Annotated in this window: 21 protein-coding genes and 1 tRNA gene; 7 read left to right on the forward strand and 15 right to left on the reverse strand. The window is 44.1% G+C overall.

Annotated elements, in window-relative coordinates:
• Nucleotides 1-36: 36 nt before the first annotated feature.
• Entirely contained in the window at nt 37-831 is a 795-nt protein-coding gene (locus LDX50_RS14050) for a universal stress protein (RefSeq protein ID WP_225697934.1), read from the reverse strand.
• A gap of 132 nt (nt 832-963) precedes the next feature.
• On the opposite strand from LDX50_RS14050, the gene LDX50_RS14055 reads away from it, so the two are divergent.
• Nucleotides 964-1626, forward strand: coding sequence for a hypothetical protein (locus LDX50_RS14055; protein ID WP_225697935.1), 663 nt, complete (start codon nt 964-966; stop codon nt 1624-1626).
• A gap of 71 nt (nt 1627-1697) precedes the next feature.
• On the opposite strand, the gene LDX50_RS14060 is transcribed toward LDX50_RS14055, so the two are convergent.
• From LDX50_RS14060 to tpx, 4 genes are all read right to left on the reverse strand, one after another.
• Nucleotides 1698-2432 (reverse strand): head GIN domain-containing protein, encoded by a 735-nt coding sequence (locus LDX50_RS14060; protein WP_225697936.1) that lies wholly within the window; start codon nt 2430-2432, stop codon nt 1698-1700.
• Nucleotides 2433-2510: 78 nt separating this feature from the next.
• Nucleotides 2511-4214 carry a GMC oxidoreductase gene (locus LDX50_RS14065; protein ID WP_225697937.1) on the reverse strand — a complete coding sequence of 568 codons (1704 nt, stop codon included), beginning with the start codon at nt 4212-4214 and terminating at the stop codon, nt 2511-2513.
• On the reverse strand, nt 4207-4800 hold the full coding sequence (locus LDX50_RS14070) for a gluconate 2-dehydrogenase subunit 3 family protein (RefSeq protein ID WP_225697938.1): 594 nt from the start codon (nt 4798-4800) through the stop codon (nt 4207-4209). Before LDX50_RS14070 ends, LDX50_RS14065 begins: the two co-directional genes overlap by 8 nt.
• Nucleotides 4801-4943: 143 nt before the next feature.
• Nucleotides 4944-5447, reverse strand: a complete 504-nt coding sequence (gene tpx / locus LDX50_RS14075) for a thiol peroxidase (RefSeq protein WP_225697939.1) — start codon at nt 5445-5447, stop codon at nt 4944-4946.
• 476 nt (nt 5448-5923) lie between these two features.
• Here tpx and LDX50_RS14080 point away from each other — a divergent pair, with 476 nt between their 5' ends.
• The 3 genes from LDX50_RS14080 (at nt 5924) to LDX50_RS14090 (ending at nt 8245) form a co-directional block, all read left to right on the forward strand.
• Nucleotides 5924-6559, forward strand: coding sequence for a class I SAM-dependent methyltransferase (locus LDX50_RS14080; protein ID WP_225697940.1), 636 nt, complete (start codon nt 5924-5926; stop codon nt 6557-6559).
• A gap of 148 nt (nt 6560-6707) precedes the next feature.
• A complete protein-coding gene (locus LDX50_RS14085) occupies nt 6708-7487 on the forward strand; it encodes a response regulator transcription factor (protein ID WP_225697941.1) in 780 nt (259 codons plus the stop codon).
• A gap of 65 nt (nt 7488-7552) precedes the next feature.
• Complete coding sequence (locus tag LDX50_RS14090) at nt 7553-8245, forward strand: hypothetical protein (RefSeq protein ID WP_225697942.1); 693 nt, start codon at nt 7553-7555, stop codon at nt 8243-8245.
• Between the two features lie 12 nt (nt 8246-8257).
• Here the strand turns inward: LDX50_RS14090 and LDX50_RS14095 are convergent, their stop codons facing one another.
• Nucleotides 8258-11698 carry a ThuA domain-containing protein gene (locus LDX50_RS14095; RefSeq protein WP_225697943.1) on the reverse strand — a complete coding sequence of 1147 codons (3441 nt, stop codon included), beginning with the start codon at nt 11696-11698 and terminating at the stop codon, nt 8258-8260.
• 231 nt (nt 11699-11929) lie between these two features.
• On the opposite strand from LDX50_RS14095, the gene LDX50_RS14100 reads away from it, so the two are divergent.
• Nucleotides 11930-12370: a YybH family protein gene (locus LDX50_RS14100; RefSeq protein ID WP_225697944.1), complete on the forward strand. Its 441-nt coding sequence runs from the start codon at nt 11930-11932 to the stop codon at nt 12368-12370.
• A gap of 20 nt (nt 12371-12390) precedes the next feature.
• Here the strand turns inward: LDX50_RS14100 and LDX50_RS14105 are convergent, their stop codons facing one another.
• The 8 genes from LDX50_RS14105 to LDX50_RS14140 form a co-directional block, all read right to left on the reverse strand.
• Complete coding sequence (locus LDX50_RS14105) at nt 12391-13770, reverse strand: Gfo/Idh/MocA family protein (protein ID WP_225697945.1); 1380 nt, start codon at nt 13768-13770, stop codon at nt 12391-12393.
• A 10-nt stretch (nt 13771-13780) separates the two neighbouring features.
• Entirely contained in the window at nt 13781-14707 is a 927-nt protein-coding gene (locus LDX50_RS14110) for an amidohydrolase family protein (protein ID WP_225697946.1), read from the reverse strand.
• A gap of 216 nt (nt 14708-14923) precedes the next feature.
• Entirely contained in the window at nt 14924-16540 is a 1617-nt protein-coding gene (locus tag LDX50_RS14115; protein ID WP_225697947.1) for a Gfo/Idh/MocA family protein, read from the reverse strand.
• 12 nt (nt 16541-16552) lie between these two features.
• The gene (locus LDX50_RS14120; RefSeq protein WP_225697948.1) at nt 16553-17038 is read right to left on the reverse strand and encodes a DoxX family membrane protein; all 486 of its coding nucleotides are present in this window, start codon (nt 17036-17038) and stop codon (nt 16553-16555) included.
• 179 nt (nt 17039-17217) lie between these two features.
• Nucleotides 17218-18066 carry an FkbM family methyltransferase gene (locus LDX50_RS14125; protein ID WP_225697949.1) on the reverse strand — a complete coding sequence of 283 codons (849 nt, stop codon included), beginning with the start codon at nt 18064-18066 and terminating at the stop codon, nt 17218-17220.
• A gap of 150 nt (nt 18067-18216) precedes the next feature.
• The gene (locus tag LDX50_RS14130; RefSeq protein WP_225697950.1) at nt 18217-19836 is read right to left on the reverse strand and encodes a M28 family peptidase; all 1620 of its coding nucleotides are present in this window, start codon (nt 19834-19836) and stop codon (nt 18217-18219) included.
• Nucleotides 19837-19994: 158 nt separating this feature from the next.
• Nucleotides 19995-22511 carry an FAD-binding oxidoreductase gene (locus LDX50_RS14135; protein WP_225697951.1) on the reverse strand — a complete coding sequence of 839 codons (2517 nt, stop codon included), beginning with the start codon at nt 22509-22511 and terminating at the stop codon, nt 19995-19997.
• A 10-nt stretch (nt 22512-22521) separates the two neighbouring features.
• Nucleotides 22522-23478 (reverse strand): hypothetical protein, encoded by a 957-nt coding sequence (locus LDX50_RS14140; protein WP_225697952.1) that lies wholly within the window; start codon nt 23476-23478, stop codon nt 22522-22524.
• A 274-nt stretch (nt 23479-23752) separates the two neighbouring features.
• Here LDX50_RS14140 and LDX50_RS14145 point away from each other — a divergent pair, with 274 nt between their 5' ends.
• The gene (locus tag LDX50_RS14145; RefSeq protein ID WP_225697953.1) at nt 23753-24220 is read left to right on the forward strand and encodes a hypothetical protein; all 468 of its coding nucleotides are present in this window, start codon (nt 23753-23755) and stop codon (nt 24218-24220) included.
• A 278-nt stretch (nt 24221-24498) separates the two neighbouring features.
• Here the strand turns inward: LDX50_RS14145 and LDX50_RS14150 are convergent.
• A tRNA-Glu gene (locus LDX50_RS14150) sits at nt 24499-24570 on the reverse strand.
• 179 nt (nt 24571-24749) lie between these two features.
• Between LDX50_RS14150 and gap the strand changes: the two genes are divergently transcribed.
• Nucleotides 24750-25733 carry a type I glyceraldehyde-3-phosphate dehydrogenase gene (gap, locus tag LDX50_RS14155; protein ID WP_255647357.1) on the forward strand — a complete coding sequence of 328 codons (984 nt, stop codon included), beginning with the start codon at nt 24750-24752 and terminating at the stop codon, nt 25731-25733.
• Nucleotides 25734-25753: the final 20 nt, after the last annotated feature.

A 25753-nucleotide genomic window follows, 5' to 3' on the forward strand; every position in this document is an offset into this window, starting at 1 on the left:
TGAAGTCTCCGGAAAAAGATATTTCAGCGCGGAAACTTAGCGGTGAAATATAAAAAGCGGATAGGTTGCTTTACGGGTCATTTCCCGAATCACACTTTTGTGGAACATCGATTCAAAAAATTTCCGCTGGCGTGAAAATAATGCAAGAACGTTCGCATTATGCTCCAACATGAACTGATCAATTTCATCGATCATTTTACTTTTACTCAGATGTTGTACCTGAATAGCTTCTGAGCCAATACCGGGATGGGAAACACGTGAAATCGGAGCAGGATCCTCTGTCTGAACGCCTTCGAGCAATGTGATCTTGGAGTTCCATCGTTCTGCCCACATTGTCAGTTGTTCTATCGGCGTTTCTCTTTTTTCCGACGGATCAAAAGCAAAAGCAATACGATCAATTTTTTCAAATGTAAATTCATCCGGAACCAGAATCATTGGCAATTCAGTATGTTTAGATACCTGAAATGCCCTGCTTCCAAAAACGTAGCTGAACAGATCATAATCCTGATCAATGCCCATGACAATCATATCAAACTCACTTGAAAACTCCTCGATCAGCCCCACAAGCGAACGACCCGAAGCAATTACATCCGCATAACAGGAAATATGAAATGCCTTCGAAATCTGTATGCACTGGCTCTCCAGTTCATTGGCTATCGACTCGGTCAGGGATGATTTACCCAGAATGATTTCTTCCGGTGACGCACTCCAGAGTGAATGTTCATGAAACAGAACAAGGTCGGCATTCGATACCTGGGCTAATTTAGCCCCGTATGCAATGGCGTTTAGCGAAATGTCGCTAAAATCGGTCGGACAGAGTATCTTTTTCACGGCTTTATTGTTTACAAAATGTATAAAAGACAATGTTGTATTCCAATGATACACATCAGTGAATTCGAAGATGAAAATCAGGGGTATATGATTATTTTTTTACAATTTAGCATTCCAACTAAACACATCAAGATGAAGAGAATTATCTTATTTACGGCAATGATATTAGGCACGAGCCTTTATTCGACGGCCCAGGACAAACCGGATAAATACATCCTATCGGGTGGTGAACTGATATTTTCTTTTGCCAATGTAGGTTCAGGTTATGACAATATCATTCGTTTTTCACCCTTCTTTAACGCCCAGTCCTGGCGAGTTTATGACTGGGGTGAATTTGGCCTGTTTCATGGACTGGCCATTCGGAACGTCGGATTTATCGCTGAGGATCGTTCCACCAACACACGTGTAAAATTCAGAACCTACAACATCGGCGTTCCTGTTGGATTCAAATATGATTTCAGTCAGAATGTTGGAATCTACGCCGGATATGAATTTGAAGTGCCTTTCAATTTCAAGCAGAAAACCTTTATAAACGAGAAGAAAGAAGATAAATTCAATTCATGGTTCAGCGACAGAACTCCTACCCTGGCACATGGCTTGTTTGTAGGATTCCAGTTTGTCAACGGAACCAATATTAAGTTCAAGTATTATCTGAACAGTTTTCTGAATACAGACTATGAGGCGATTGTAGATGGCACACCTTTCAGGCCTTATGAAGACCTCGATGCACATGTCTTTTACTTCGCCCTGACCTTCAATATTTTTAAGGATCTGGATGTTTATGTATTGGACTAAATAAAAATTACCAGGCATAAAAAAGGTCCGCTAACTAAGCGGACCTTTTTTTATTCTTAAATAGCGAATACTCAATCCCTGCCAAATATCCTTGGCTCGCCGATAATGATTCCTTTATTAACGATTGGATCCCCGGCATAGGTGATGATAGGTTCTCCGAAGGAGGTTATTTCCAGCTCATGGCTCGCATACAGAGACAGCTCGCTTTCACCATATATTTTAGTGTTGGTATGCTGACTTTTCAATCCGGAAACCTCCACTGAATTATCACCGTAAAGTGTATATTTCTGGTATTCAACATCTCCATTCTTGACCGTGAGCTCATTTTCTCCAAACAGAGATACTTTAAAATACTCAGCATTTACACGATCGAATGTAACATCATTCTCACCATAGATTTTCAGCTTGAACTGTCTGGCATTGATGGGCGATTGAACTTTTACCCATTGATCACCCCGAATTTCAAGCATTTCAAGTTCCGTAAATGTCACATAAGCGGTCACCTCTGCTCCGTCATAGATGCCTTTGCTGTAATGATAATTTACCTGCTCAGTCTTCTCAATCATTTTAGCGTGTTCGAGGTAAATCCGCAAGGTTGAGCCATTGACTTCTACATTAATCTCGTGTTTGTCAACATTATCATATTCAATGCGAACTCCTGGGGTATCACCGGTCTCCAAAACCAGATTTATATGTGGCGATAGCACCAGGCGATTAAAATCACCTGTTTCACGTTCAAAGGATTGCTGGGCATTTAGAACCAGGGGAGCTGACAACAGCAGGGTAATTGCGATAAATCTGTTCATAGTATGATTGCGTTTAACCTAAAGACGTTCAGATTTATCTATGGGTTGCATATTGATTGTAATAAAATGTCACAAACATCAGGAGAACTCACGAACAGCATGGTCCACCGCTCTCGCCGCAAATGCCATGTAGGTAAGTGATGGATTCTGCGTGGAGGTTGAAGTCATACAGGCCCCGTCGGTTACATATACGTTCTTGCAGTTGTGCAATTGATTCCATTTGTTAAGAAGTGATGTAGCCGGGTCTTTACCCATTCGAACACCTCCCATCTCGTGGATATCAAGCCCGGGTGCCTGTTTCTTGTCATACGGACGAATATTGGTAAAACCGGCCTTTTCAAACATTTCAGTGAATTGCTCAAAATAGTCGGCTATCATCTTTTCATCATTTTCATCATAGTCAACATCAATCCGCAGCTGAGGCATTCCCCATTCGTCAGTTTGATCCTTGTCGAGCGTGACCCGGTTGGTCTCCTTAGGTATGGTTTCACCCATCATATGAGACCCGACACGCCAGGGGCCATATGAAGGATTGAGAAGATTATTTTTTAAGGTTTCTCCAAATCCGTCATAATCGGTTCGTACCATCCTGTCAGCGCCAAATCCAGCTGCATACCCCCGTAAGAAGTCTGTTTCCTGCGTTTTCACATTTCTGAACCTAGGAACGTACATGCCATTCGGGCGGCGTCCCACGGTATGCATATCTGGAAAGCCATCATACTCCGCACTAATTACTGCCCGGTAATTATGAAAGGCGATATACTTACCCAGCAGACCATTGTCATTTCCCAATCCCTCCGGAAAGCGGTTTGAAATTGAATTTAACAGGATCAGGTTGGTGTTAAGTGCTCCTGCATTCAGGAAAATGATCTTTGCATAATACTCAGTCTCTTCCTTGGTTTTTGCATCAATCACACGAACGCCCACAGCGCGTTTCTCTTTTTCATCATACAGGATTGAATGCACTACAGAATCGGCCCTTAGTGTCATATTACCTGTTTTTTCTGCCCATGGCAGCGTACTGGAATTGCTGCTGAAATAACCTCCGAAAGGACAGCCCCGCTGGCAAATATTGCGATGCTGACAGAGCGTCCTGCCCTGGGCCGCAAATTTCTCGGCGCTTCCTGTGATATGGGCGCACCTTCCTATAATGATGTGGCGGTTGCCTCCGTATTCCTTTTTAACAACCTGACTGAAGTGATCCTCCACACAGTTTATTTCCATCGGAGGCAAAAACTCACCATCAGGCAATACATCTATATTATCCGGATTACCTGAAATACCTACAAACTTTTCTACATGGCTATACCATGGTGCCAGGTCATCGTAGCTTATTGGCCAAGGTACGGCGAACCCGTCCCGGTCCGGACCTTCAAAATCATATTGGCTCCATCGTTGTGTCTGACGGGCCCACATCAATGACTTGCCACCGGTTTGATAACCCCGAATCCAGTCAAACGGTTTCTCCTGAATGTATGGATGTTCCTTATCCTTAACAAAAAAATGTGCCGCATCTTCACGGAATGCATAACAACGGCTGATAACAGGATTTTCCCGTTGGATTTCCTCGGGAATCCTTCCCCGGTGCGGAAATTCCCAGGGCATCGTATTTGTGGTCGGATAATCCCGCAAATGCCTTACTTCCCTGCCTCGTTCGAGGACAAGCGTTTTTAAACCCTTCTCCGTCAGCTCTTTTGCAGCCCATCCTCCACTCATTCCGGAGCCAATCACAATGGCGTCGAAGGTATTCTGTTTTTTTGCGTTGATATTTAAATTAGCCATTGATATTGATTCGTTTAGCTGGATCTACCTTCAGGCATCCTGAAGCAGGTCCTGGTACAAGTTTGTAAGGCATCACTTCCGTCATTATATACTCAGAATCCATAAACCCCTCGATTGTAAATCGCTTTGTCTGTCCGACGAAATATTGGATATCAGCCAAATTGAACTCCGGGTTCCCCTCCCGGTCTTCAGGCACAGCATAATCTGCCGGAAAGGATACTATTTCAGTGAGTACTTCTGATCGCACTGCAGGTTCAATTTCCGAAAATGACTGACCCCGAGTATGCTTCAAAAGCTTGTTGACCCCCCCTATTCCATTCATGAACCGGTCCTGATCCTTCACATCCATACAATCATCGGCCATGACCCAGACAAAATTATGTACTTCGAGAGATTCAGCACCGGGAAGGTCGGTTTGAGGTATAATGACTGAAACAATTTCCTTCAGGAGATCTTCCTGTTCGACGGAAACTTTAAGGTTGTTCAATGCGATAGGAAGTCTTTCTTCACCAAAGCCGCATCTTGTAAGGAGTGTGACACTCCCTGTAGCAAGTGCAATATTACGAATTGCCGTTCTTCTGTCCATAAGCCTGGAAATGTAATCCGACTTTAAATAGCTGAATTTTTTGAGAAAATAAAAGGAACCCGATGAGAAGGTGATGAACGGCAATACTTCTCATCGGGCTTTGGAACCAGGGTAATCTGCTACCCTGTTAATTTGATGAATTTTTATTCCTGCAGAACCTTCATGGCAGCCTTATAATCAGGCTCATGTCCAATTTCGCTTACCAGTTCTGTGTGAATTACCTTCATCTCTTCATCCAAAACAATCACGGCACGGGCATCGAGACCGCCAAAAGGTCCGTCCTCGATCAGCACACCCATATCTTTCGAAAAGGATGTGTCTTTGAAATCTGAGAGCGTCTGAACATTTTCAATTCCCTCTGCACCGCAGAACCTTGCCTGCGCAAAAGGCAGATCCTTCGAAATGCACAATACAAGGGTGTTATCAAGATTCGCTGCCTCCTTGTTAAAAGTTCGCACCGAAGTTGCGCATACCGCCGTATCAATACTCGGAAATATATTCAGGATCACCCGTTTGCCCCTGGCATCCTGAAGATGAAAGGGTTGCAAATTGTTCTGCGAAAATGCATAATTCTTAATGTGTGTTCCGTGGGAAGGCAGTTCGCCGCTGGTATGACATACTGAACCACCAAGTGTAATTTGAGCCATATTTTTTTATTTCTTTTAACACGTTTCAATGATGTTTGTTCCACGAAATCATTACCGTAGAATGATTGGTGAGTTCAGCCATATGTACTTGCTTTTATCATAAAATATTTCTGGCATCAAGATTGTACCACTGTAATTAAGGTTGTTGTTTTGAGTTTATAAGGAGTCGCTTCCAGCAGGGAGCGGCTCTTTTATTATAAAAACATCATCAGGGTGGAATTAAACCCAAATCACATCCTAAATTTGAATTTTGGATGAATTCCAATTTTTAAGACAAATTACTGATTCGAAGAGGGTTACCTCATGTATTTGAAGGGCATTAAGAAGTGGTATTCCTACCTGGCAATAATGAAAAATCCAGACTCGTGAAATTCTCAATATTGCATATCAGATAGTTAATTGACCAATAGTTATTCAGTATATACTTAATATATTTGAAGTTAAAATAAGCACATAAGAATCATAAGAAACACCTGATGAAAGACCTTATTTCAAACAACATAATCGCCCGAAAACTAAAGGAGACCGATGTTTATTTCCGTTACAGAAGGTATGTGAAGAGAGAAATTTACAACAGACGTATAGAATTTGTCGATTCCATTTTCCCTAAGAATGGTGTTGGGGCAGAATTAGGTGTACTCAATGGACATTTTAGTCAGATTCTGCTGGATGTGGCCAAACCCAAGAAACTTCATCTTGTTGACCCCTGGTATTTCCTGGAGCCACATTGGGAGTGGGCCAATGGAAATAAGAGTACTGTTCGCGCGGTTCGGACAATCCTTAAAACATATAAGAAAGAAATTGAGGCCGGCCAGGTTCTCGTTCACGTTGACTTTGATATTCCAGTTTTGGAGGCGTTTGCTGATGATTACCTGGATTGGGCCTACGTTGATTCCAGTCATCAGTATGAGCATACCCGCCAGGAGTTGAACATATTGAAACATAAAGTGAAAAATGGTGGTATAATCGCCGGGGATGATTATAATTCAGATCCAAATCATGTTCACCATGGTGTTCTTCTGGCAGTAGATGAATTTGTTAAAGAAAACGGGCTTGAACTGGTATACGCCAACAAAGAAAATCTGCAATGGGCAATTCGGAATAAAAAATAACCAGGCAAAAATAGTAAATACCTGAAACTGCAAAGCACGAATTTACGAGGTAACAAGACGGGCCGTCAAAAGATTTTGACGGCCTGTTTCTTTATATAAGTATTTGATATTCAATTCGGAATAAGTATTTTATAATTAAAAATATCGATTGAATAACCATAATAATTTTCTTGACATCTTCCGGGCCATCGGAAAACAGGACTACGTAGTGCATGACAGGAACTACATTCCGGAAATTCTTGAGAACCCCATCGTTGGCGGACTGTGGTCGGTAGGCCCATGGTTTTGCTTTATCGCCAATATTTTTACCAAAAAGCTTGAACTCGTAACCGGAAACAGTCAACAGGTTATAGGTTATTCCCACCACGAGATTCTTCAGAATAATGAGCGATTCGTGGAGGCCTTCATCTACCCACCTGATTTTCCCTTTATCACGTCAATCATTGGACGTGCCATGATGTATATAAACTCAGTACCTGACGATGAAAAAGAAAGCGTATATGTAGTATTTCAAAACCGTTCAAATCATAAGAACGGATCAGTTATTACCACGCAAAATCAGAATATTCCGCTCGTTTTTGATGAAAACAGGGTCCCGTTCGTTTTTGCCAACATCATCACGGATATTTCGCACCTGGAGATCAGCAATCTGCCGCAAGCCACATTATTTAACCAAAAAAGAAATGAACATTTTCATCTGGACATGAAGCATATGGAGCTCAGACCCTCAGAAGATTTGTTTACATCGAGGGAAAAAGAAATTCTCCGCCATCTGATCCGGGGGGAAGACAGCAAGGAAATAAGTGAAGCGCTGAATATCAGTTATGAAACTGTACGAACCCATCGTAAAAATATCCTGAAAAAAGCCGATGTCCACAGTACCGTTGAACTGATTTCTTTTCTTATGAAAAATAATACAAATATCTGAATATACCCCAAATGCGGTATGGTCAGACCAAGCCATTAGTTGGATTTTGCATAAAACCCATACTGATGAACTCACTTATAAAATCAATTCCGGCCTTACTGTTATGTTTTGGTCTGCTCCTAACCATAGATTCATGCAACAATTCTGAAGATCCCGACCCGGTTGCCAATAATGGTAACAACGGGGGAAATTCTGGCGGTACCGATGGAGGCAATGATGGAAGCGATATCGAAGGTTGCCAGTATCCCATTCATGATATTCTTACAGATGGTTCCTACACCATTGAACAGGGTGATTTTAAAGCCCTTGGAGATCACACGGGTGTCTATACTGTTTTTGGATATACTTTCACAATCGCATATGACGGAGAATTGAAGGAAATTGGAATTCAGGTGCCTGAAAATGGTAATTACCAGGTTAGGCTCTACCGGTCGGACCTGAGTGATAATACCGTACTCGCTGAAACGACTGTAAGTGCAAATAATGCCGACTGGCATTATAATACAGTTACAGGTGTTCCTCTTTCTGCAGAGGATGAATACCTGATAGCAATATATTTTGCAGCAAAACCTGAAGAACTGGAAACATATTTCTTTTCGATACAGGATTTTTCCTATCCTGTAACCAGTGGCGATGTGACAATCGAAAGTTATGCCTTCAATACTTTCCGCGGAGACCTTGAAAAGCCCGAACCAAAGGACCCGGATTTATTCAAGCTGTTCAATGGATTAGTTGACTTCTGTTTTGAAGCCAACTAATCCACATATTCCTTAATTAGTTTTCATACTCAGGGCATTGCCCTCTGCAGGCATAAAGCTTGCTGCCACATGCACCATCAGGCTTTGCCCTTCAGGCGCATTCTCATTCTTGTAAACAAAATAAAGGTCATGCTTACCCGAGGTTGGCGATAATGAAATCATGGCTGTTCTTGGAGCCACACTCATGATAGGCCCTTCGACGGGCGAAAGCATTTCTGAGGTACCAATCACTGGGCCATCCGGGCTATCAAGGTGAATCTCGATGATTCCGCCAGCCGCATTCAACATATTAACCGGAACTGATGCCACACAAAGAACCCCATTAATCCCGGTCAGGTCTATGGCGCTGAACTTAGCATAGGCTCCGGATTCCTGAATAATCGCAAGCTTCCGGGTGGGATTATTTGTTGTATAGACGTTTACACCTTCCATTTCATCGGCATCTGCGGGAATTATGTTGGGGCTTTTCAAAATAAACATATCCTGAGATGTAATGGGCGGAACCCCATTCGCTCCCCTGTCTGTGTAGGCGGCACGTATAATGACTACGCCGTCCTTTGACTGACCATCTTCAATTCTGGTAGTATAGGAACCACGTACAGGCAATGATACCACCGGCTCTGCCTCCCTTCCTAAACTAAAAATATATTTTACAATGTTTGCAGCATCATCGTTGGACATTTGCGGGTGTGCTGCCATAGCTACATCCCCCCAGACACCACTTCCACCGTTAATAATTTTAGTGGCCAGGTAATCAATCGCACCGGGATCGTCCATGTATTTTGCCGCAATCTCTTTAAAGTTCGGGCCAATAGACTTGCTGTCAACCTTGTGACAAGCAGCGCAATCGCTTTCCTCCATTAGTTTTTTACCTCCAGCAGCCGCAACCGCATCATTGGCCATCAGGTGACCCTGCGCAATTTCAATTCGGTCAAATCCTTCAGGCAGATAATCGATAGTCACCGCTACCTGATCCTCGTCGATCCCATTCCCCAATTCACCATCTTCAGCATCAGAAACCTCTACCTCATAACTGAACGGTATTCCCTCAAAGAAAAAGCTGGTATTATGATCGATGATGTTAAACGATAATGACGGAGGTTCATTTCCGGCAATCAATTCCGTTTCAGCAATGGCTCGCTCTCCCTTGTCATCTGTAACTGAAAGTCTGGCATTGTAAACCCCGGGTTCATCCAGTGTAAAGGTAGGATTCATTTCTGAAGATGACGCTACCTGGGTGCCCGTTGCATTTAAAACCTTCCATTCATAGGTCAGAGGGTCGCGATCAAAATCCTCGGTGCCCCTGGTATCAAATGCAACGGTTAAAGGAGCTGCACCTTTTGTTTTGCTTGCGGCAACCTGAACCAGCGGCTTTCGGTTTCCTCCGTTGTATTCGATTCGAACAAGACGGGCATCATCATTTTGCACAAACCAACCGGTACCGTATTCAAGCACATACAGATCACCGTCAGGGCCGAACTCCATATCCATAGGGTTGCTGAATTTATAGTCGGGCATAAAACGCTCCATTTCGGCATAATTACCTTCCTCATCCATTGTGACGGCGATAATCCATCCCCTCATCCACTCATAAATAAACAGCTTTCCGTCGTAGTAATCGGGAAACGCGCGTGCAGCACCCTCAAAATCTCCTGAATAATACACAGGGCCAGCCATGGCCGTGCGGCCCCCGGATCCCAACAGGGGAAATTCCTCAGATACTGCATACGGATACCAAATGAAATTGGGCGATGTTGGCGGCAATTCAGTCAATCCCGTATTATTTCTTGAATCATTTATAGGCCTCTTCGGATCAAATTTTGGTCCGGATACGCCTGTTTCAAAATCATAATCATTATACGCTGCATCATTTCCGGTAAAAAGCGGCCATCCGAAAAAACCAGGGGTTCGGGCCTGATTAATTTCATCATAGGCCATCGGACCGATACCGGAGGAATCTGAGCGGGCATCCGGTCCTACATCTCCCCAGTAAACATAACCGGTTCGCTGATCAACGGATATCCGGAAAGGATTACGTGTACCCATTACAAAAATTTCCGGACGTGTTTTATCTGTTCCAACCGGGAACAGGTTTCCTTCAGGAATGGTATAGCTACCGTCAGCTTCCGGGTGAATGCGAAGAATTTTACCCCGCAGATCGTTCGTGTTTGATGATCCCTTACGCGCATCCCATGGAATACGCCCCGGACGGTCATCAATCGGCGCATAGGGTGTTGCACGCGGACTGGTATTATCGCCCGTACTCAGGTATAGGTTGCCTTTTGAATCAAACGCGATGGAGCCTCCTGTGTGACAACACTGGTCTCGTTGCACAGGTACCTTCAGCATCACCTTTTCTGAAGACATGTTCAATTCATCATTTCTGAATTCAAATCTGGAAAGTACGTTCACAGGTTCATTTCCCGCAGGTGAATAATAAAGATATATCCAGTGATTATTATCGTAATCCGGATCAAGTGCAAGACCAAGCAGTCCATCCTCAGCCTCAGGTTGATTACCGTCCTGGTTAATATATTTATGACTTACATCGATTTGTCCGACCTCTTTTATACCTCCAGCCTCAGGGTCGAAAAGTCGAACTTTTCCCAGCCTTTCAATGAAAAGGACCTTTCCTGAACTCATCACGGCAAGTTCCATGGGCTCATTCAATTTTTCAGCCAGTATAACTTTGCTAAAACGGTTTCCATCCGGCACCCGAATTGTGCTGGCCATTTTATAATCAAGATCGGCCGGTTTTTCTCCGCCTAATGCATACTGTATTCCGCCCGCCAGGTTATATAGAAAATAAGGTTCTGAATAGGATTCATCTGTATGTCCCATAGCCGTGTAGAATGCCCTTCCACCGTCAAAGTCATGATACCAGACCATCGGGTGAAAATCTCCATTGGTTCCGCCCTCATAGGTGCTCTCGTCGATCGTAATAAGTACATTCAGATCCTCCTGAATATTTCGGTAATTGTAAAATTCATCAGTGCGTTCATAACGTGCCGGAAGGGAATCGGTTGAGATATGGGTATTGTCGACAATATCAAACGATGCCGTTCTCACATTCGGACCGTTGGGATGTCCGTTAAAGTACCCTCCCACCAGTCTGCCGTACCAGGGCCAGTCATATTCGGTGTCTGCCGCAGCATGAACACCCACAAAACCACCACCAGCCTGAATAAATCGCTCAAAATCATTCTGTTGCTGTTTATTCAGCACATCTCCCGTAGTATTCAGAAAAATAACAGCCTTGTAATTTTGCAGATTTTCTTCGTTAAAAGCATCGCTGCTTTCGGTGGTATCCATTACAAAATTGTACTGCTTAGACAGTTTCTCAATTGCCTTGATCCCTGCGGCTATCGATTCGTGACGAAAACCGGCAGTCTTTGAAAATACCAGGACTTTTGAAGGCCCTTTCGGACCGCTGCAGGAAACAGCTGCAATCATTAACCCGGCAAATAGCATTAATATGACAGACTGAAATAAATTTCTAACTTTAAACATGGTGATCGCTTGAGGTATTTACTTGTTAAATTACGGATTGCCCGAAGGTACAATGATAAAAGAATTTTTAATGTGTTCCAGTAACACATTGACTAATGGTTTAAAAACCTTATGAGGTGTTGAAATTCTTCTTTAACCAACCAAAATTACACCGATTGAACTTAACAGAATAATATGAAGAGAGTTTTAATGATTATAACGGCCATATCGCTTGCCTTATTGGCATCCTGCAGTCAAACAGGGGAAGGTTCAGAGGAATTGATCAATTCCGTCCGTGAAGCTGAAACGGCATTCGCGGAAATGGCCCAGCGTGATGGTCTGCGAGCCGCTTTCGTTGCATATGCCCATCCTGATGCCGTATTGAACCGGGGGGAACTTATAAAAGGCAAAGATGAGATTGACCGATATTACAGCGATCCAAATTTTGATCAGATAACCCTGAAGTGGTCCCCATCCTATATCGATGTATCCAGCTCAGGTGACATGGCTTATACCTACGGGCCTTATGAATTGATCCGAACCGATAGCGCAGGCAATTCAGTCACCAATCAGGGTACGTTCCATACAGTTTGGAAACGGATGTCTGACGGCTCCTGGAAATACGTATATGATTAAGGCTTTTTTCAGCCGAACGGCTATGAATAGTCCTCCAATACGCTTACTGGCTTGTTCGTTTTCCAATGACCCCGTGTAAAATCGGGAACATCCACTGATGCCGACCGGTTGGCAACAGACCATTCACTTAACGGGCTGATCGAACTCCACAGTGCAGCATCATATACATCCTGGTCGAGCGGTAAGCCATTTCTCAAACAATCGATCAATCGCCAGTCCATGATAAAATCCATACCGCCATGCCCCCCAACTTTCCTGGCGAGATCGCCCACTTTTTTCACGATTCCCGGCGTATATTTTTCTTCAAGCTCCTTCACTTCCTCAGTACTATACCATCCATGGCCTTTGGAAATATGAGGCTCCGGCCACTTTCGTGCCATAGCCCTGGTACCACTGATTAAATGAATCCTGGAATAAGGCCTGGGTGAAGAAACATCATGCTGAATCATAATGGTTTTTCCATTTTTCGTACGCACAAGTGTTGTATTCATATTACCACGGTAGGTATGCGCCGCAAACTCGTTAAAGAAGGCATCTTCCTGCGCGAGTTCCCTGGCATGACCAGCCATGGTAAAATCATTTGTACTCATTGAAGTGAGATGATCCATCTGATCCCCGCGGTTAATATTCATGATCTGGCAAACAGGCCCCAATCCGTGAGTTGGGTAAAGGTTACCATTCCTGAAATTCTGTTTAAGCCGCCACATGCCCTGATAACCAGTTTCCTTGTTAAAATTCAGATCAACAAGATTATGGATGTAAGCTCCCTCGCCATGAATAATGTCGCCGAAAAACCCCTGACGGGCCATATTAAGGGTCATTAATTCAAAGAAATCATAGCAGCAGTTTTCAAGCATCATGCAGTGCTTCCTGGTTCTTTCCGACGTTTCCACCAGTTGCCAGCATTCGTCAAGTGTCGTTGCGGCAGGAACTTCAACAACGGCATGCTTGCCGCTTTCCATCGCGAATACAGCCATCGGAGTATGCCATTCCCAGGGTGTAGCAATGTATATCAGATCCAGATCTTCACGTTCACACATTTCTTTCCATGCAAAAGATGAACCGCTGTACAATTGAGGCTTATGCGGAGTATCCTTCAGGGAGGCTTTCGCTTTTTCCGCACGTTCCGGGATCAGGTCGCAAAGAGCCCTGATTTCTACGCCCTCAATAAAACTGAGTCTGTTCACTGCACCCGGCCCGCGCATACCCAGTCCGACTATACCTACCCGAACGGTCTCCAGCGGGGGTGCCGCATATCCGCTCATGTTGAATTCGGCATTTCTACCTATGGTGCGGAACATAGTTGTCCGGGCATTTACCTGGCTCACACTGCCAGCAAACAATCCCAGCCCTAAGAGACCTGAATTTTTGAGGAATGACCTTCGATCTGTAGATTTCATATATACAAGGTTAAAACCCGTATGCACGGGCTGCATTTTCATAAAACAATTTAGAAAGAACTTTTTCAGGAAGATCAAGCCCCTGAAAATCTCCATCAAATTCAGGAGCATCCTGCCATTCGGAACTTGCAAAAAAATTCCAATGACGTTTCCATAAATCACCAAAACGTGCGGCAATACCGGGGTCAGAACCGTCGTCAATCACATCCGTTCCATAGATTATACGATCCTGGTATTTGATCATGAAATCCCTTACTGACTCCCGGTTTTCCCGGGCCTGTAGCTGCAGATGACAGATGCGCTCGGCCAGATCAGTCATTGCATTGGGAAACCGGTCCAGGCGCCTGGCTACTTCTTCAATGGAATACTCAAGACTCATCAGGTGTAGTCCTACAAAGCGTAATTTCGGATTTTTCTGTAATCGGTTATCGCGGGCATCGATCTGTTTTTCATATGATGGGAATTCCGGATGCAGGAACATATGATATTCCGGATGGTTCTTAAAATAATTTCGGTCGGAATTAACCGTCATTTGCTCTAATGGAAGCCAACAGTTACGCGGTTCACCCTGATGCCCCAACACAAGAATCTGATGGGTTTCGAGGTAATCAAACACCGGATCAAGACGATCATCATCGATCATCACAAAATTGCCGGATTCATCACGCAGATCCATTCCCAGATTCTTCCAAATCTTGATACCAGCAGCGCCTTCATTGACAGCGGATTGGATGTTATAGATGGTTCTGTCAAGCCATTCTGGCGAAGGGAAACCCTTAAAATCAAAGGTGGCGATGTAGCGCACCATTTCCGGGTAAGCAAAGGCCAGCGTACGGGTAATGTGTTGCTGTTCTTCAATGGATACGAAATCCGGCACGTCGGTATTAATCGATACAAATTTGCCGCCCATAGCCTGGGCGACCGATATTTTTTCCACTGAAAGGGAATTCAAATGGACGTGAGCATCTATGAAAGGATTTATCATATTCATGTTTCTGTCGGATGAATCTAATGAATATTTAAAATATTTCGAAGTTCATTGGAACTACGGACGAACGGTAGTTTAAACGGTAACCCCGTTTTCAAAAAACATCCCCCGGAGAAGCAGCCAGCATCATCCGGGGGAAAATCTTTAGAAAATATGGAACGATGATCAGGACCAGGCAGGATCGTATACCGCCCGGGGTTTGATTTGCTCCTTGTTTAACAACAGCACTTCATCGAGGTCATAACCTTCCACCGGCAAAATTTCCTGGCGGTTATTATCCCAGTAAATCCGCTGCCCTAATTTATAGGATAAACCTCCCATGTGCGCGGTGATTGCTTCCTCGAACCCTTCCTGAATGCCGCAACTTGGTTTACCGCCATTACGAATACAACTCAGCCATTCGCGCAGGTGGAGGAATGTGGAATCCACGCGTTTGCCATCTACATAGGTCCATAACAAGCCCTTGTCTGCAAAGTATTTTGACGTGGCTGAAGTCACTCCGTCTACTGCATTTGCCGCAGGGTCATACTGATAAATCGGAACATTCGGATCCATTCGCTTTTCTTCGAATGCCTGCTGGTAACGTGTAGACCGAGGATCTGCCCAGATGGTCAGCCGGTTACCGAGTTCCATGGTTCCATCATGTCCCATGAGAAGGGTCGGTCGGTTGAATTGGTTGCCCAGTGTTGCACTGTATACCAGTGTCATTCCGTTTTCCTTACCTGGCTCCTGGCTACTTCCGGTTGAAAAATCCGGGAACTCCATGTTGATCTGCATGACGTCAGGCACGTTCCTTCCGTCGTTATGGGTATATATACCTCCGGATGTCATTACGGATGCGGGGATTCCCATTTTCAGGACACAATTGAGGCGATCATAATCGTGCGTCATCAGGTCTCCCGATAACCCGGAACCATATGCCCACCATTTTCTCCATCGGAAGAAATGTTCTTTATTAAAGGGCTCTTCCGGTGCATTTCCGAGAAACTGTTTCCAGTCGATGGTGGCCGGACTCGCCTTCTCATGAATTTCATATTGCCATGCTCCATTGTCGTCATTCCTGTTGGTATTGGTCTCCACGAGTGAAACATGACCAATCACCTTTTTATCGATAATATCCTGGGCAGTACGGAAGCTTTGAGTCTGCCGATGCTGGTGCCCAACTGCAAATACAGCACTTGAATTCAGCGCCGCATCGCGTAATTCATAGGTTTCCTTAATATTATGCGTCATTGGTTTCTCCACATACACATGAACCCCGGCGTTAAGCGCAGCGATCGAAATGGGTGCGTGCCAGTGGTCAGGGGTCGCAATGATCACCGCATCCACATTACCGCTATTGATCATTTCCTCATGTGTCCGGTAACGCCTGATTCCTTCAAAGGATTCCTGTGCAATTTCTGCACGAACGTCAAACAGATCACAGATACCTGTGAGTTTTACATTCAAATCTTCCTGATCCAGAAATTCAGCGAGCCTTGTATCCCTGGGATTATTCCTGGCTGATTCTTCCATACTGGTGAGCCATTCTTTGGTAGCGAAACCCAGTGCCCGGGTTAATTGCTGACCGCGTATACCAAATCCAATGATTCCAATTCGAACAGGATCACCACTCATTGGTCCCGTCGTAGCGGGAGCTGCGGCCTGAATATTCAGGGTCTCAAGGATCGCTTCACGTTCCCTGTTCTTTTTAACGGCATATCTTCCTCCTGCCCACCATACGGTTCCAACTACCGGTAAGCCTCCGAGGCCCTTTAACATATCTCTTCTGGTCCATTTCATAGCGTTACAGGTTTAGGTGTTAGCGAGTTTTTTATCCCCGGTAAATATCCTCCTCAAGCCGAATGCAGCACTTGTAGGGAAATAATACAGGGCAAGAAGGGTAAATCCTTCAATCAGGTTTTTATTCACGATCCAGTAGTTGCCTTCTGTAGGACCCTGCTCCAGTCCGGGAAACGCCGGATGGGCCAGGTAATACAGCATGAGCAATACGAATCCAGACAATGCCGCCGGTCTTTCCAGAATTCCTGCAATGAGGGCAATGCCCACAAACATCAGTATCACGATATTGGCAGAATCAATAAATCCAATTTGCCCGTCACCTGCCATCCAGGTGAAAAGCGGACGAAAAATGCCCTGAGAGGAAAGCAAAAAGCCCTTTGCCGTCCATTCAGGATTATATACTTTTAATACACCTTCATACAGAAAGTGCCAGCCGATTAATATTCTTAGGATAATAAGGATATTCAGCTGCGGTTTTGAATAGTTATTAATATTCATGGCAGCACGATTTTTTTTGTTCCCTAAATTTTATCCCTTTGTCGGATTTATTTTATGCGGATTGTCAGTTTGAAAAATGAACTATGGCATCAAAATACAGTTGATAAACTTTAAGCCAGCACCAATTTGAAACCCCCGGTGACAGTGAAGGGGGTTAGACGAGAATTGGGTTTATACGACTAATAGGTAGCATGAAAGTCACACCAAAATCCATAACTGGAATTCGGATGTCTTTCATCAAAGGATCTGAAGGATTCCAGGAACTCCGTTTTAACCTGGTCATAGGTGAGCCAGTCATTGGGGAGTAATTCTCCAAACGGACCAGAGGTACCGATCTGATATGTCAGGTTGGAAGAAGGATTCAGTAGAAATTTAAAGATTTCCCTTCCTTTAAATTTGCGCAGTGCCCTGATAAAGAAATTCTTATTATACATGACCTGTAAGTAAAGCCGGTCATTAAAGTTCATTTTACCGGGATTCAATTTCATTTCATAGGGAACGCTCACAGGAGTGAATGTATTCTGATTGATACATTGAAACTTGGTATATCCAACATCCCTGAGTGCATCAAGGGATTCCAGATCTGCCTTGTTATCCGCTTCGAGCGAAACATACTTTGGCAAATTCCCAGGCTTCAGATCCCTGACACAATAAATATCATTACCCTCAATATCAATCTTCAGATAAAACGGAACGCCGTGTTCCTCGATGATATCAGCAAACGGAACACAGGTAATCTTAATTTCCCGGTATGGCATGTTGTCACGTCCGGTTATTTCCTTATCGAAGGAATTCCAGATTGGCATTGCATCGTTTACATAAAAAGTATCCGTGCCCCGTTCCTGGGTTATTCCTACATTTATAATCTTGAGTCTGCCCGATTTAATGTAATTGCTGAACTTTCTTTTTGCCTTTTCTACGAGTGTGGGATCAGCCTCTACAGCAACAACATCATAGCCCAGGGATAAATACTTGCGGGTATCTGAACCGTCGCACATTCCGATATCATAAACAAGATTTTTATTCATAAGTATAATTTAAAATGTAATTCTCTTTTCAATTATACTCTTACTAATAAATCAATTTAATCTGTTAATGCAAGGAAGAAACTCAATATTGCAGCTACCATCGTTCAACTTTAAATCAAGAGCAGAATTTTGCCCCCGGGGATTTCCTCCTTATCGCTCAAATTTTCTAAAAAAGGAATCTTCATTCCACTTCGGACGTTCATCATCCACACTGATTTTGTAACTGTTCATAAACTGAAGCTTCACATATGTCCTGGCCGCTTCAAAATCAAAAAGTCCGTCCACCTCATCCGAAGGTTTGTGATAGACATTTCTGGTAAATGTATTAATCAGGGAATCTAATCCGGTTTCGGAGTCTTCCGTTTTAAGTCCGTATTTCATGCGCAACGCCGGAACTCCTTCAAGGATAAAATTATAGTTGTCACTTCTTACAAACCTCACCTCCTCGGGCATGTGATCCTCATTCACCTGTAGGTTCAACAAGCGGGCATTGGTCTGTACATGTTTCATAATGCTGCTGTGTTCTGCACCCAAGGGCTCGATCGACAACAAAGGGGCGATCAGCGTTGGCATATCCGTATTTACATTGGCAATAACTTGTTCTTTTGGAACCGGCGGATTACGGGCCAGGTATTTTGATCCCAGTAATCCCATTTCTTCGGCCGTAACAGCCGCAAAGATTACAGATCTCCTGGGCTTTGAGTCCATGGAGGTGTAAAGTCGGGCAATTTCAAGCATCGCACTTATGCCCGATGCGTTGTCGTGAGCACCGTTATAAATTGAATCGCCATTTACAGGCTCGCCAATGCCAACATGATCTAAATGAGCTGTATGGATAATATATTCATCTTTTAAATCTGTCCCTTCCAGCAAGCCCAGCACGTTCGCACTTTCAAATTCCTGCCAGTCAGAGACTACACTGCCAGACAGAATTAGTTCTTCACCAGGCTGGAGGAGTTCTCCCTGTTCATACTTGATAAGCAGTGAATCCATTGCACCTGGAATCAATCGGTCAAGTGATTCCATGTTATAGAAACCGGCAATTTTTAAATTCTCACCTAAATTTGCCCTTCCATCAGCCAGACCCGATGGCATCAGCACATTGGTTATTCCCGATTCAGAATACCGGCGGCTGGCACCCTCAAAGCTGCCCCTTCCATTTGGCGGATAGATCAGTAAAACTCCACTGGCACCTTTGGCATCCGCCGTCTGCATCTTTGTTGAGAGATTACTGAAGTATGCCCTTTCGCTTGGTGGCAGTGTTTCAGGAGCACCCAATAGCACAAGCACAATTTTATTGGCTACGTCTATTCCTGCATAATCATTATGACCAAAAGTATCGGCTTCAATGCCATAGCCAACAAATACAACGCCGGCCTCAACGGCCTGTTGCTTCTGATTCGCATTTCCCATATACAAATAATCCGAACCGGCCTTGAGGGTATCACTTCCAAGCAACAAATGAGAATGGTATGGATTCACTCGTACCGTTCGCAGGGTCAGGTGTTGTAAATAACTTCCGTTATCCCCTACCGGCTCAAGTCCGAATGCCTCAAACTGGTCTACCACATATCCCATTGCCTTTTCATATTCAGGAGTTCCGGGAAGTCTGCCCTTCATGCTGTCGTCAGCCAGCAGGGCTACATGATACCTGAACTGGTCGGATTCTACCTTATCTGCGAAAGCGAGGAGCTCTTCATCGGTAAGGACTTTGTCTTTACAGCCGGCAAAGGAAATGAGTAGAATAAGGAAGATTGCAGTTAATCTCATGTTTAAAGTTGTTAGTCAGATTCAAAAATTCCGTGGTAATATAAACATTAACCAAAGAAATTAATGCAAATTTTTAACACACCAGGAAGTGTTCTTAGAAATCTTTTGTGGAATGCTAATGCAATTGCGTCAGCATAGTTAAAATGAGAGCAATTTGTTCAATAATCGAAGATATGCTCAATTGTGGATGAAGACCGTTTCATTGAACGGATAAAAGGAAGCAAGTCATCCACATTCATTAGTACAACCATTCGCTTTTGATCCGGTTGGGTGACAAGTTCCGATGTATACAGTATTTCTGCATCGCTGAATTCCAAATCCTGATCCTTATTCAGAATTACGGAAACCGCTATCTCATCATTCCCCCCAATGTCCCGGATGATCATATTGCTGCTGGTGAGTGTTAGCATAGTTTCGGTAAATGCTCCCCAACGGGTAATGGCCAGAATATATTCATTTCCCTCTGCCGCAATAATCTTTAGATCACTGGTGGGCTGAATATCCTCTACTGAGGAAGCGCTTACATAAATATCTGTAACAGGTTCTTCATAACTGGCCCTGGCAGCCCATTCAATCAATTGAGCATATCCTGCTTTCAAAGTAAATTCGAAAGTAAAGAACAGCGTCCGCTCCCATTTCCGTAACCAACTCGCAGAGGATTCATCCCGCTGCCTCCATACTTTGCCAATCCAGGGCAAAAATTCAAATTCATACCAGGCTGTATGATAAATAAAGTTGCTGTAGGCTCGCTGTGCCTCCATGATTGTTCGTTCCTGCGTTGATATTTCCTCATTGGCGAACCAACCAAAAACTCGTCCGACCGTATTCTCATAAATCATTTTACCAGCATACTCCATCGTAACGCTAACGCCGATCACATTTAACATGGTGATATATTCGTCGTTAGGTGGGTATGCACTCGAGGCCAGTTTAATCGAACGATCATATAGTTTCCAATATTCATCAATTGACGAATAGTACGGAAAATCTGAAGGGTTGTTCCCGGATTCCAGCCAGTCGGCGTATTCTTTCGGGTTGAAGACGAGGTACCACTCCGGCACAGTGAGAATAGTCTGCTCCTCGGCACGTACATATCCCGGGATTTGACCTTTTTTTAACTCAATCGAATTGGATTGAGAAGGATCATATTTATCAAGGAGCTTATTGGTAAATCTGTTCAAAGAATCAAACTGGTGTTTCACTTCAAAATAGCGTGGAGCTGATGAGAAAGCCTGATAAAACTGCTGTTGAGTTGCGTGCGGCTGGTACGGCAGGTACCATTTTCCATTTTCACTAAGGATGGCATCGGTCATTTCTACCGTCCATTCTTTAACTTTCTCGCGCGACTTGACATCCGTACCTTGTTTATAATACACCACAAAGGCAAAGACCTCCTCATCGGCCCATGATAAAAAGGACTCCTTATCCGGATAGGCATGTCGAAGTGAGACATTGATGACATTCACATCATATTTCTCAAAAACGTCTCTCATTTTAGGAATAAAGGAAGTTATCCTTTTTACCGGAATGAAATATTCCTGTAATACGTAGGTTTGCTTTTCCCGGGATGAAGGCTCCAGTTCTGCTACATCATAGCTGGCTTCCTTGTTTCTCCACACAACTGATTCAGATTTATAAACATAGGGGTCAATAATTTTTTTCCGAACCCATTTACCAAAATCTCCCCAGGAAACCACGTTCACCAACCGGGGTTCAAGCCAATAGGTTTCCCCTTCAGGGGTCACACGCGTGGTATCGGTAAGTTCCCTTTCTGATGTCCGCCAGGAAACGTTATTTATGACCTCATAATCAGGCGGGTACAGATCACCGTTTTGAAAGATAACTGTGCTGTCATTTCTAACATTTTCATCAAAATAAGTCAAATAATCCTCCACATTGAGCAATTCCGTTCTGCGCTCCACCTTCACATTTTCTGCCAGCTGGAGTGTTGCCTCGGCAATAACCCCGACACCGCCGTACCCTCCGATCGCTGCCCGAAACAGTTCGGAATTCTCCTGCCGGCTTGCGTTAACCACTTCGCCATCGGACGTAACTATTTTCAATGCAATCACAGAAGAAATGATCGGACCATGACCAACATAGCGTCCGTGACAGTTAACCGATATCGATCCACCCACGGTAAAGTTGGCGTAGGTTTGCATAATTTTTACGGAAAGGTCTTCCTTGTCGATAATCTTCTGAAGGTCGCGCCAAACGATCCCAGCCTGCAGGGTAACCTGTTTTTTTTCTACGTCCAGGTCCAGCACTTTATTGAATTGCCGCATATCCAGGTGCAGACTATTTTCAAACGCAGTCTGTCCGCCCATGCTGAATCTACCTCCCCCAATTGATATGGGTCCTGTGGTAGACCGAATGGCGTCTACGATATCATCAACCGAATGCGGTTGAACGATCTTACCCACCATGACAGGATTAAGCTCGGTAACGTCATTTACACGTTTATCGGGAAGTACTTTTTGATATTCCGAATCACCCGAAATGGCGATGAGTATGAAGACAAAGAGGAAGTATGCACAAACGAGGTAAAACGGAATAGCCCTCCTCTTTTTCTTATTGATGAATCTGAAAAATGAGGTAATGGTTCTTACAATGAACCGAAATATCCAGACGAGTACAACCCACGCCTTAATGAAAATTATTTTCAACAGTCTCATGAGTTGGTCTCTAAATTTTGGTAAAAAGCATCAGCGCATTTTTGGTTGGATCACCCGCCTGGTAGAGGGAACATCCTTCATACCTGAAACCCAGGTTGGATACAAAGTTTTGAATGAATGCCAGGGAGTAAAAATTCCGAATCTCCTTTTCATTATTCTCCCACGGCTCCTTCGTTCCCATATTAAAAACATCGTGGGCCAGGGCCACAAGTGTTTTTTGTTCCTCTGTATCACAGTCGTGGTCTCTCAAAACCAGTTTACCACCTGTTCGCAGGGTATCGCGAATGGAAGAAATAAAGGATGTTCGTAATTCAATCGGGCAGTGATGAAAGCCGATATAGACTGTCACGAGGTCGAGGCTTCCCCTTGGGATTTCACATCCATACTGCGTTTCATAATTTGTAAAGGGAATATAGCTGGCTCCAATTGGGATTTGACCCCGATCAACCATTTCAGTAATAGAATAGCCGGGCTTCTTTCCATCGGCATAATAGCGTTCCCCGGTTATTTTTACTTTTTCTTCAAGGTAATCCAGGTATCTGCCCGATGAACCAATCTCCAGGTAGCCATTATAACTGCTATTCTTCCCGAGCAACTCCATGGATTGCGCTGCCATCACATCCTTCTGATGAAATAAAGCAGGCAGCTGATACTTGAATATTGAAAATAATGGGGTGATTTCCTTGAGCTTCGACTGAACTTCCAGGTAAACTTCCCGGTCACCCTCTTTCACGCTTACCACCTGTCCGATCAGTTTGTGGAAATCATCTTCGGGATAGAGGTTGAATACATTTTGCAGAAACAGAAAGAATTCATTCCGCAGTTTTTCATCCTTATATATCCGCATGAAATTTCTGCGGGCATCCACGATTGAGTCGTTATCAAGGGCGTTAATGAAACCTGCCGGTAGTAATGACAGAGGAATAACACCGGCAGCCAGTGCCGTTAAAAATTTACTTCTGTTCATAAATAAAGCCTTTAGACAATTCCTCAGGGGTATGCCTATACATAACCCCGGCGATTGAAAGGTAAACGTAGAAATCTATTTCCTATTGCGGTTCGCGTATTTTATGCGAATTTCGACGAAGGGTAACGAATATAAATCCGATAAGAAATGACTGATCCACATCGCATGGATCAAAAGTTTGAAGTGAGTGGAGTTAAAAAGTCAGATCCCTCTACAACATTTTGATTATTAAGCAGTTATTAAATGAATAATAGCTAAATAGACCTTAAGATACATGAAAACCATCACGCTTATTTTCTTTGGCATTCTGTTTTCCATAGCCGTTTTTGCGCAGGAGCCTGGTCTGCGAATCATAAATCGGGAATCGGGCAAGGAGATCTTCATTAAGGAATCAAAAAGAGTGCGGGTTAAGAATAGATTCGGACAGGAATTCGCGGGACGATTTGTCGTTACTGACCGGGGAAAGATATCAATTGACGGAAAGACCATAGAATTAGTAAATATCCAGGAGATTCAACGTGTTCCCATTTTACAATCGGCACTTACCCGCGGAGTACTCATCTATGGCGGGGCGGTTGTTACAGGAATAGGAGTCCTTATTGGGGCGTTCGGTAATCCGGCAGGATTTTTACTGATCATCCCCGGCTCGGCCATGATCTACCTTGGGGTAAGATCCAAAAATTTCAATAAACGTTATCGAATCGAGGATGACTGGATTTATGAGCTGGATGGAGCATTTTAATGAAATGCCTTCTGAATCACCGGTAAATGAGATTGAGTAGAATAATCACTCATTCTCTTTCTCATTCTCTTTCTCATTCTCATTCTCTTTCTCATTCTCTTTCTCTTTCTGCATTTGTAGCCCGTCCACCTTCGCTAAAGCTACGGCGGATGCAATAGGAGCACCGGGTGATAAGAAAAGCTCCAGTAGAGCTTTTTAGCGAAGAGGCCAGCCTGTCGCGCAAGCTTCCACGAAGGGCTACAACGCAAAAAGGCTACCTTCTGGTAGCCTTCGCATTGTAGCCCGTAGGGGAATCGAACCCCTGTTTCCAGGATGAAAACCTGGCGTCCTAACCCCTAGACGAACGGGCCATTTGTTAAATGGAGTTGCAAATATAGATGGCTCTTAAATATTTGCAAAACTTCCCCGAAAAAAAATTTACAATACCTTCATTTTTTACTCCGGCGCTTCCTTTGCATTTCGCCTGCAGGTAATGTAATTTTACCGCTCTCAAAAAAAGAAAGAAATTCTAACTTAAACACTTATACCCATGACTAGAGTAGCTATCAATGGTTTCGGTCGCATTGGCCGACTGGCATTCAAGATCCTCCTGGAAAAAGAGAATGTCGAAGTGGTTGCCATCAACGACCTTACCGATAACGCCACACTCGCTCACCTTCTGAAGTACGATTCTATCCACGGAAGATTTAATGGCACCGTTGAATCAACCGATGAACATATCATTGTTAACGGAAAGAAAATCCTTGCCCTCGCAGAACGCGATCCTGCTGCCCTGCCCTGGGGAGAAAATAAGGTAGATGTCGTACTTGAGTCTACCGGACGGTTCACCGACCGCGAAAGTGCCGGAAAACACCTTGCAGCCGGAGCCAAAAGAGTAGTAATCTCTGCCCCTGCCAAAGGAGACATTACAACCGTTGTACTCGGCGTAAACGATGACACCCTTACCGGCGACGAAGACATCCTGTCCAACGCATCATGTACCACCAACTGCCTTGCTCCTGTAGCCAAGGTGTTGAATGACACATTCGGTATTGAAAAAGGTTTTATCACTACGATCCACGCCTATACGGCAGATCAGAACCTGCAGGATGCCCCGCATAAAGATCTTCGTCGTGCACGTGCTGCGGCACTTAACATCGTTCCTACTACTACCGGTGCGGCTAAGGCGGTTGGACTTGTACTTCCGGAACTGAAAGGGAAACTGGATGGAAATGCAGTACGCGTTCCTACTCCTACCGGATCGCTTACCGACCTGGTTTGTATCCTGAAGAAAGAAGTAACTGCCGAGGAAGTCAACGCAGCGATGAAAGCGGCAGCCGATGGACCAATGAAGGGAATCCTTTGCTACATGGAAGATCCGATCGTTTCAACAGATATTATTGGTGATCCACACTCTTCCATCTTCGATTCAGGCGTTACAACAGCCAATGGAAATTTGGTAAAAGTAGTATCCTGGTATGATAACGAGGCCGGATATTCAAACCGTGTTGCAGATTTAATCGCAAGACTGTAATACCTGATCAGCATTATTAA

The sequence above is a fragment of the Fulvivirga sedimenti genome, from assembly GCF_020328055.1.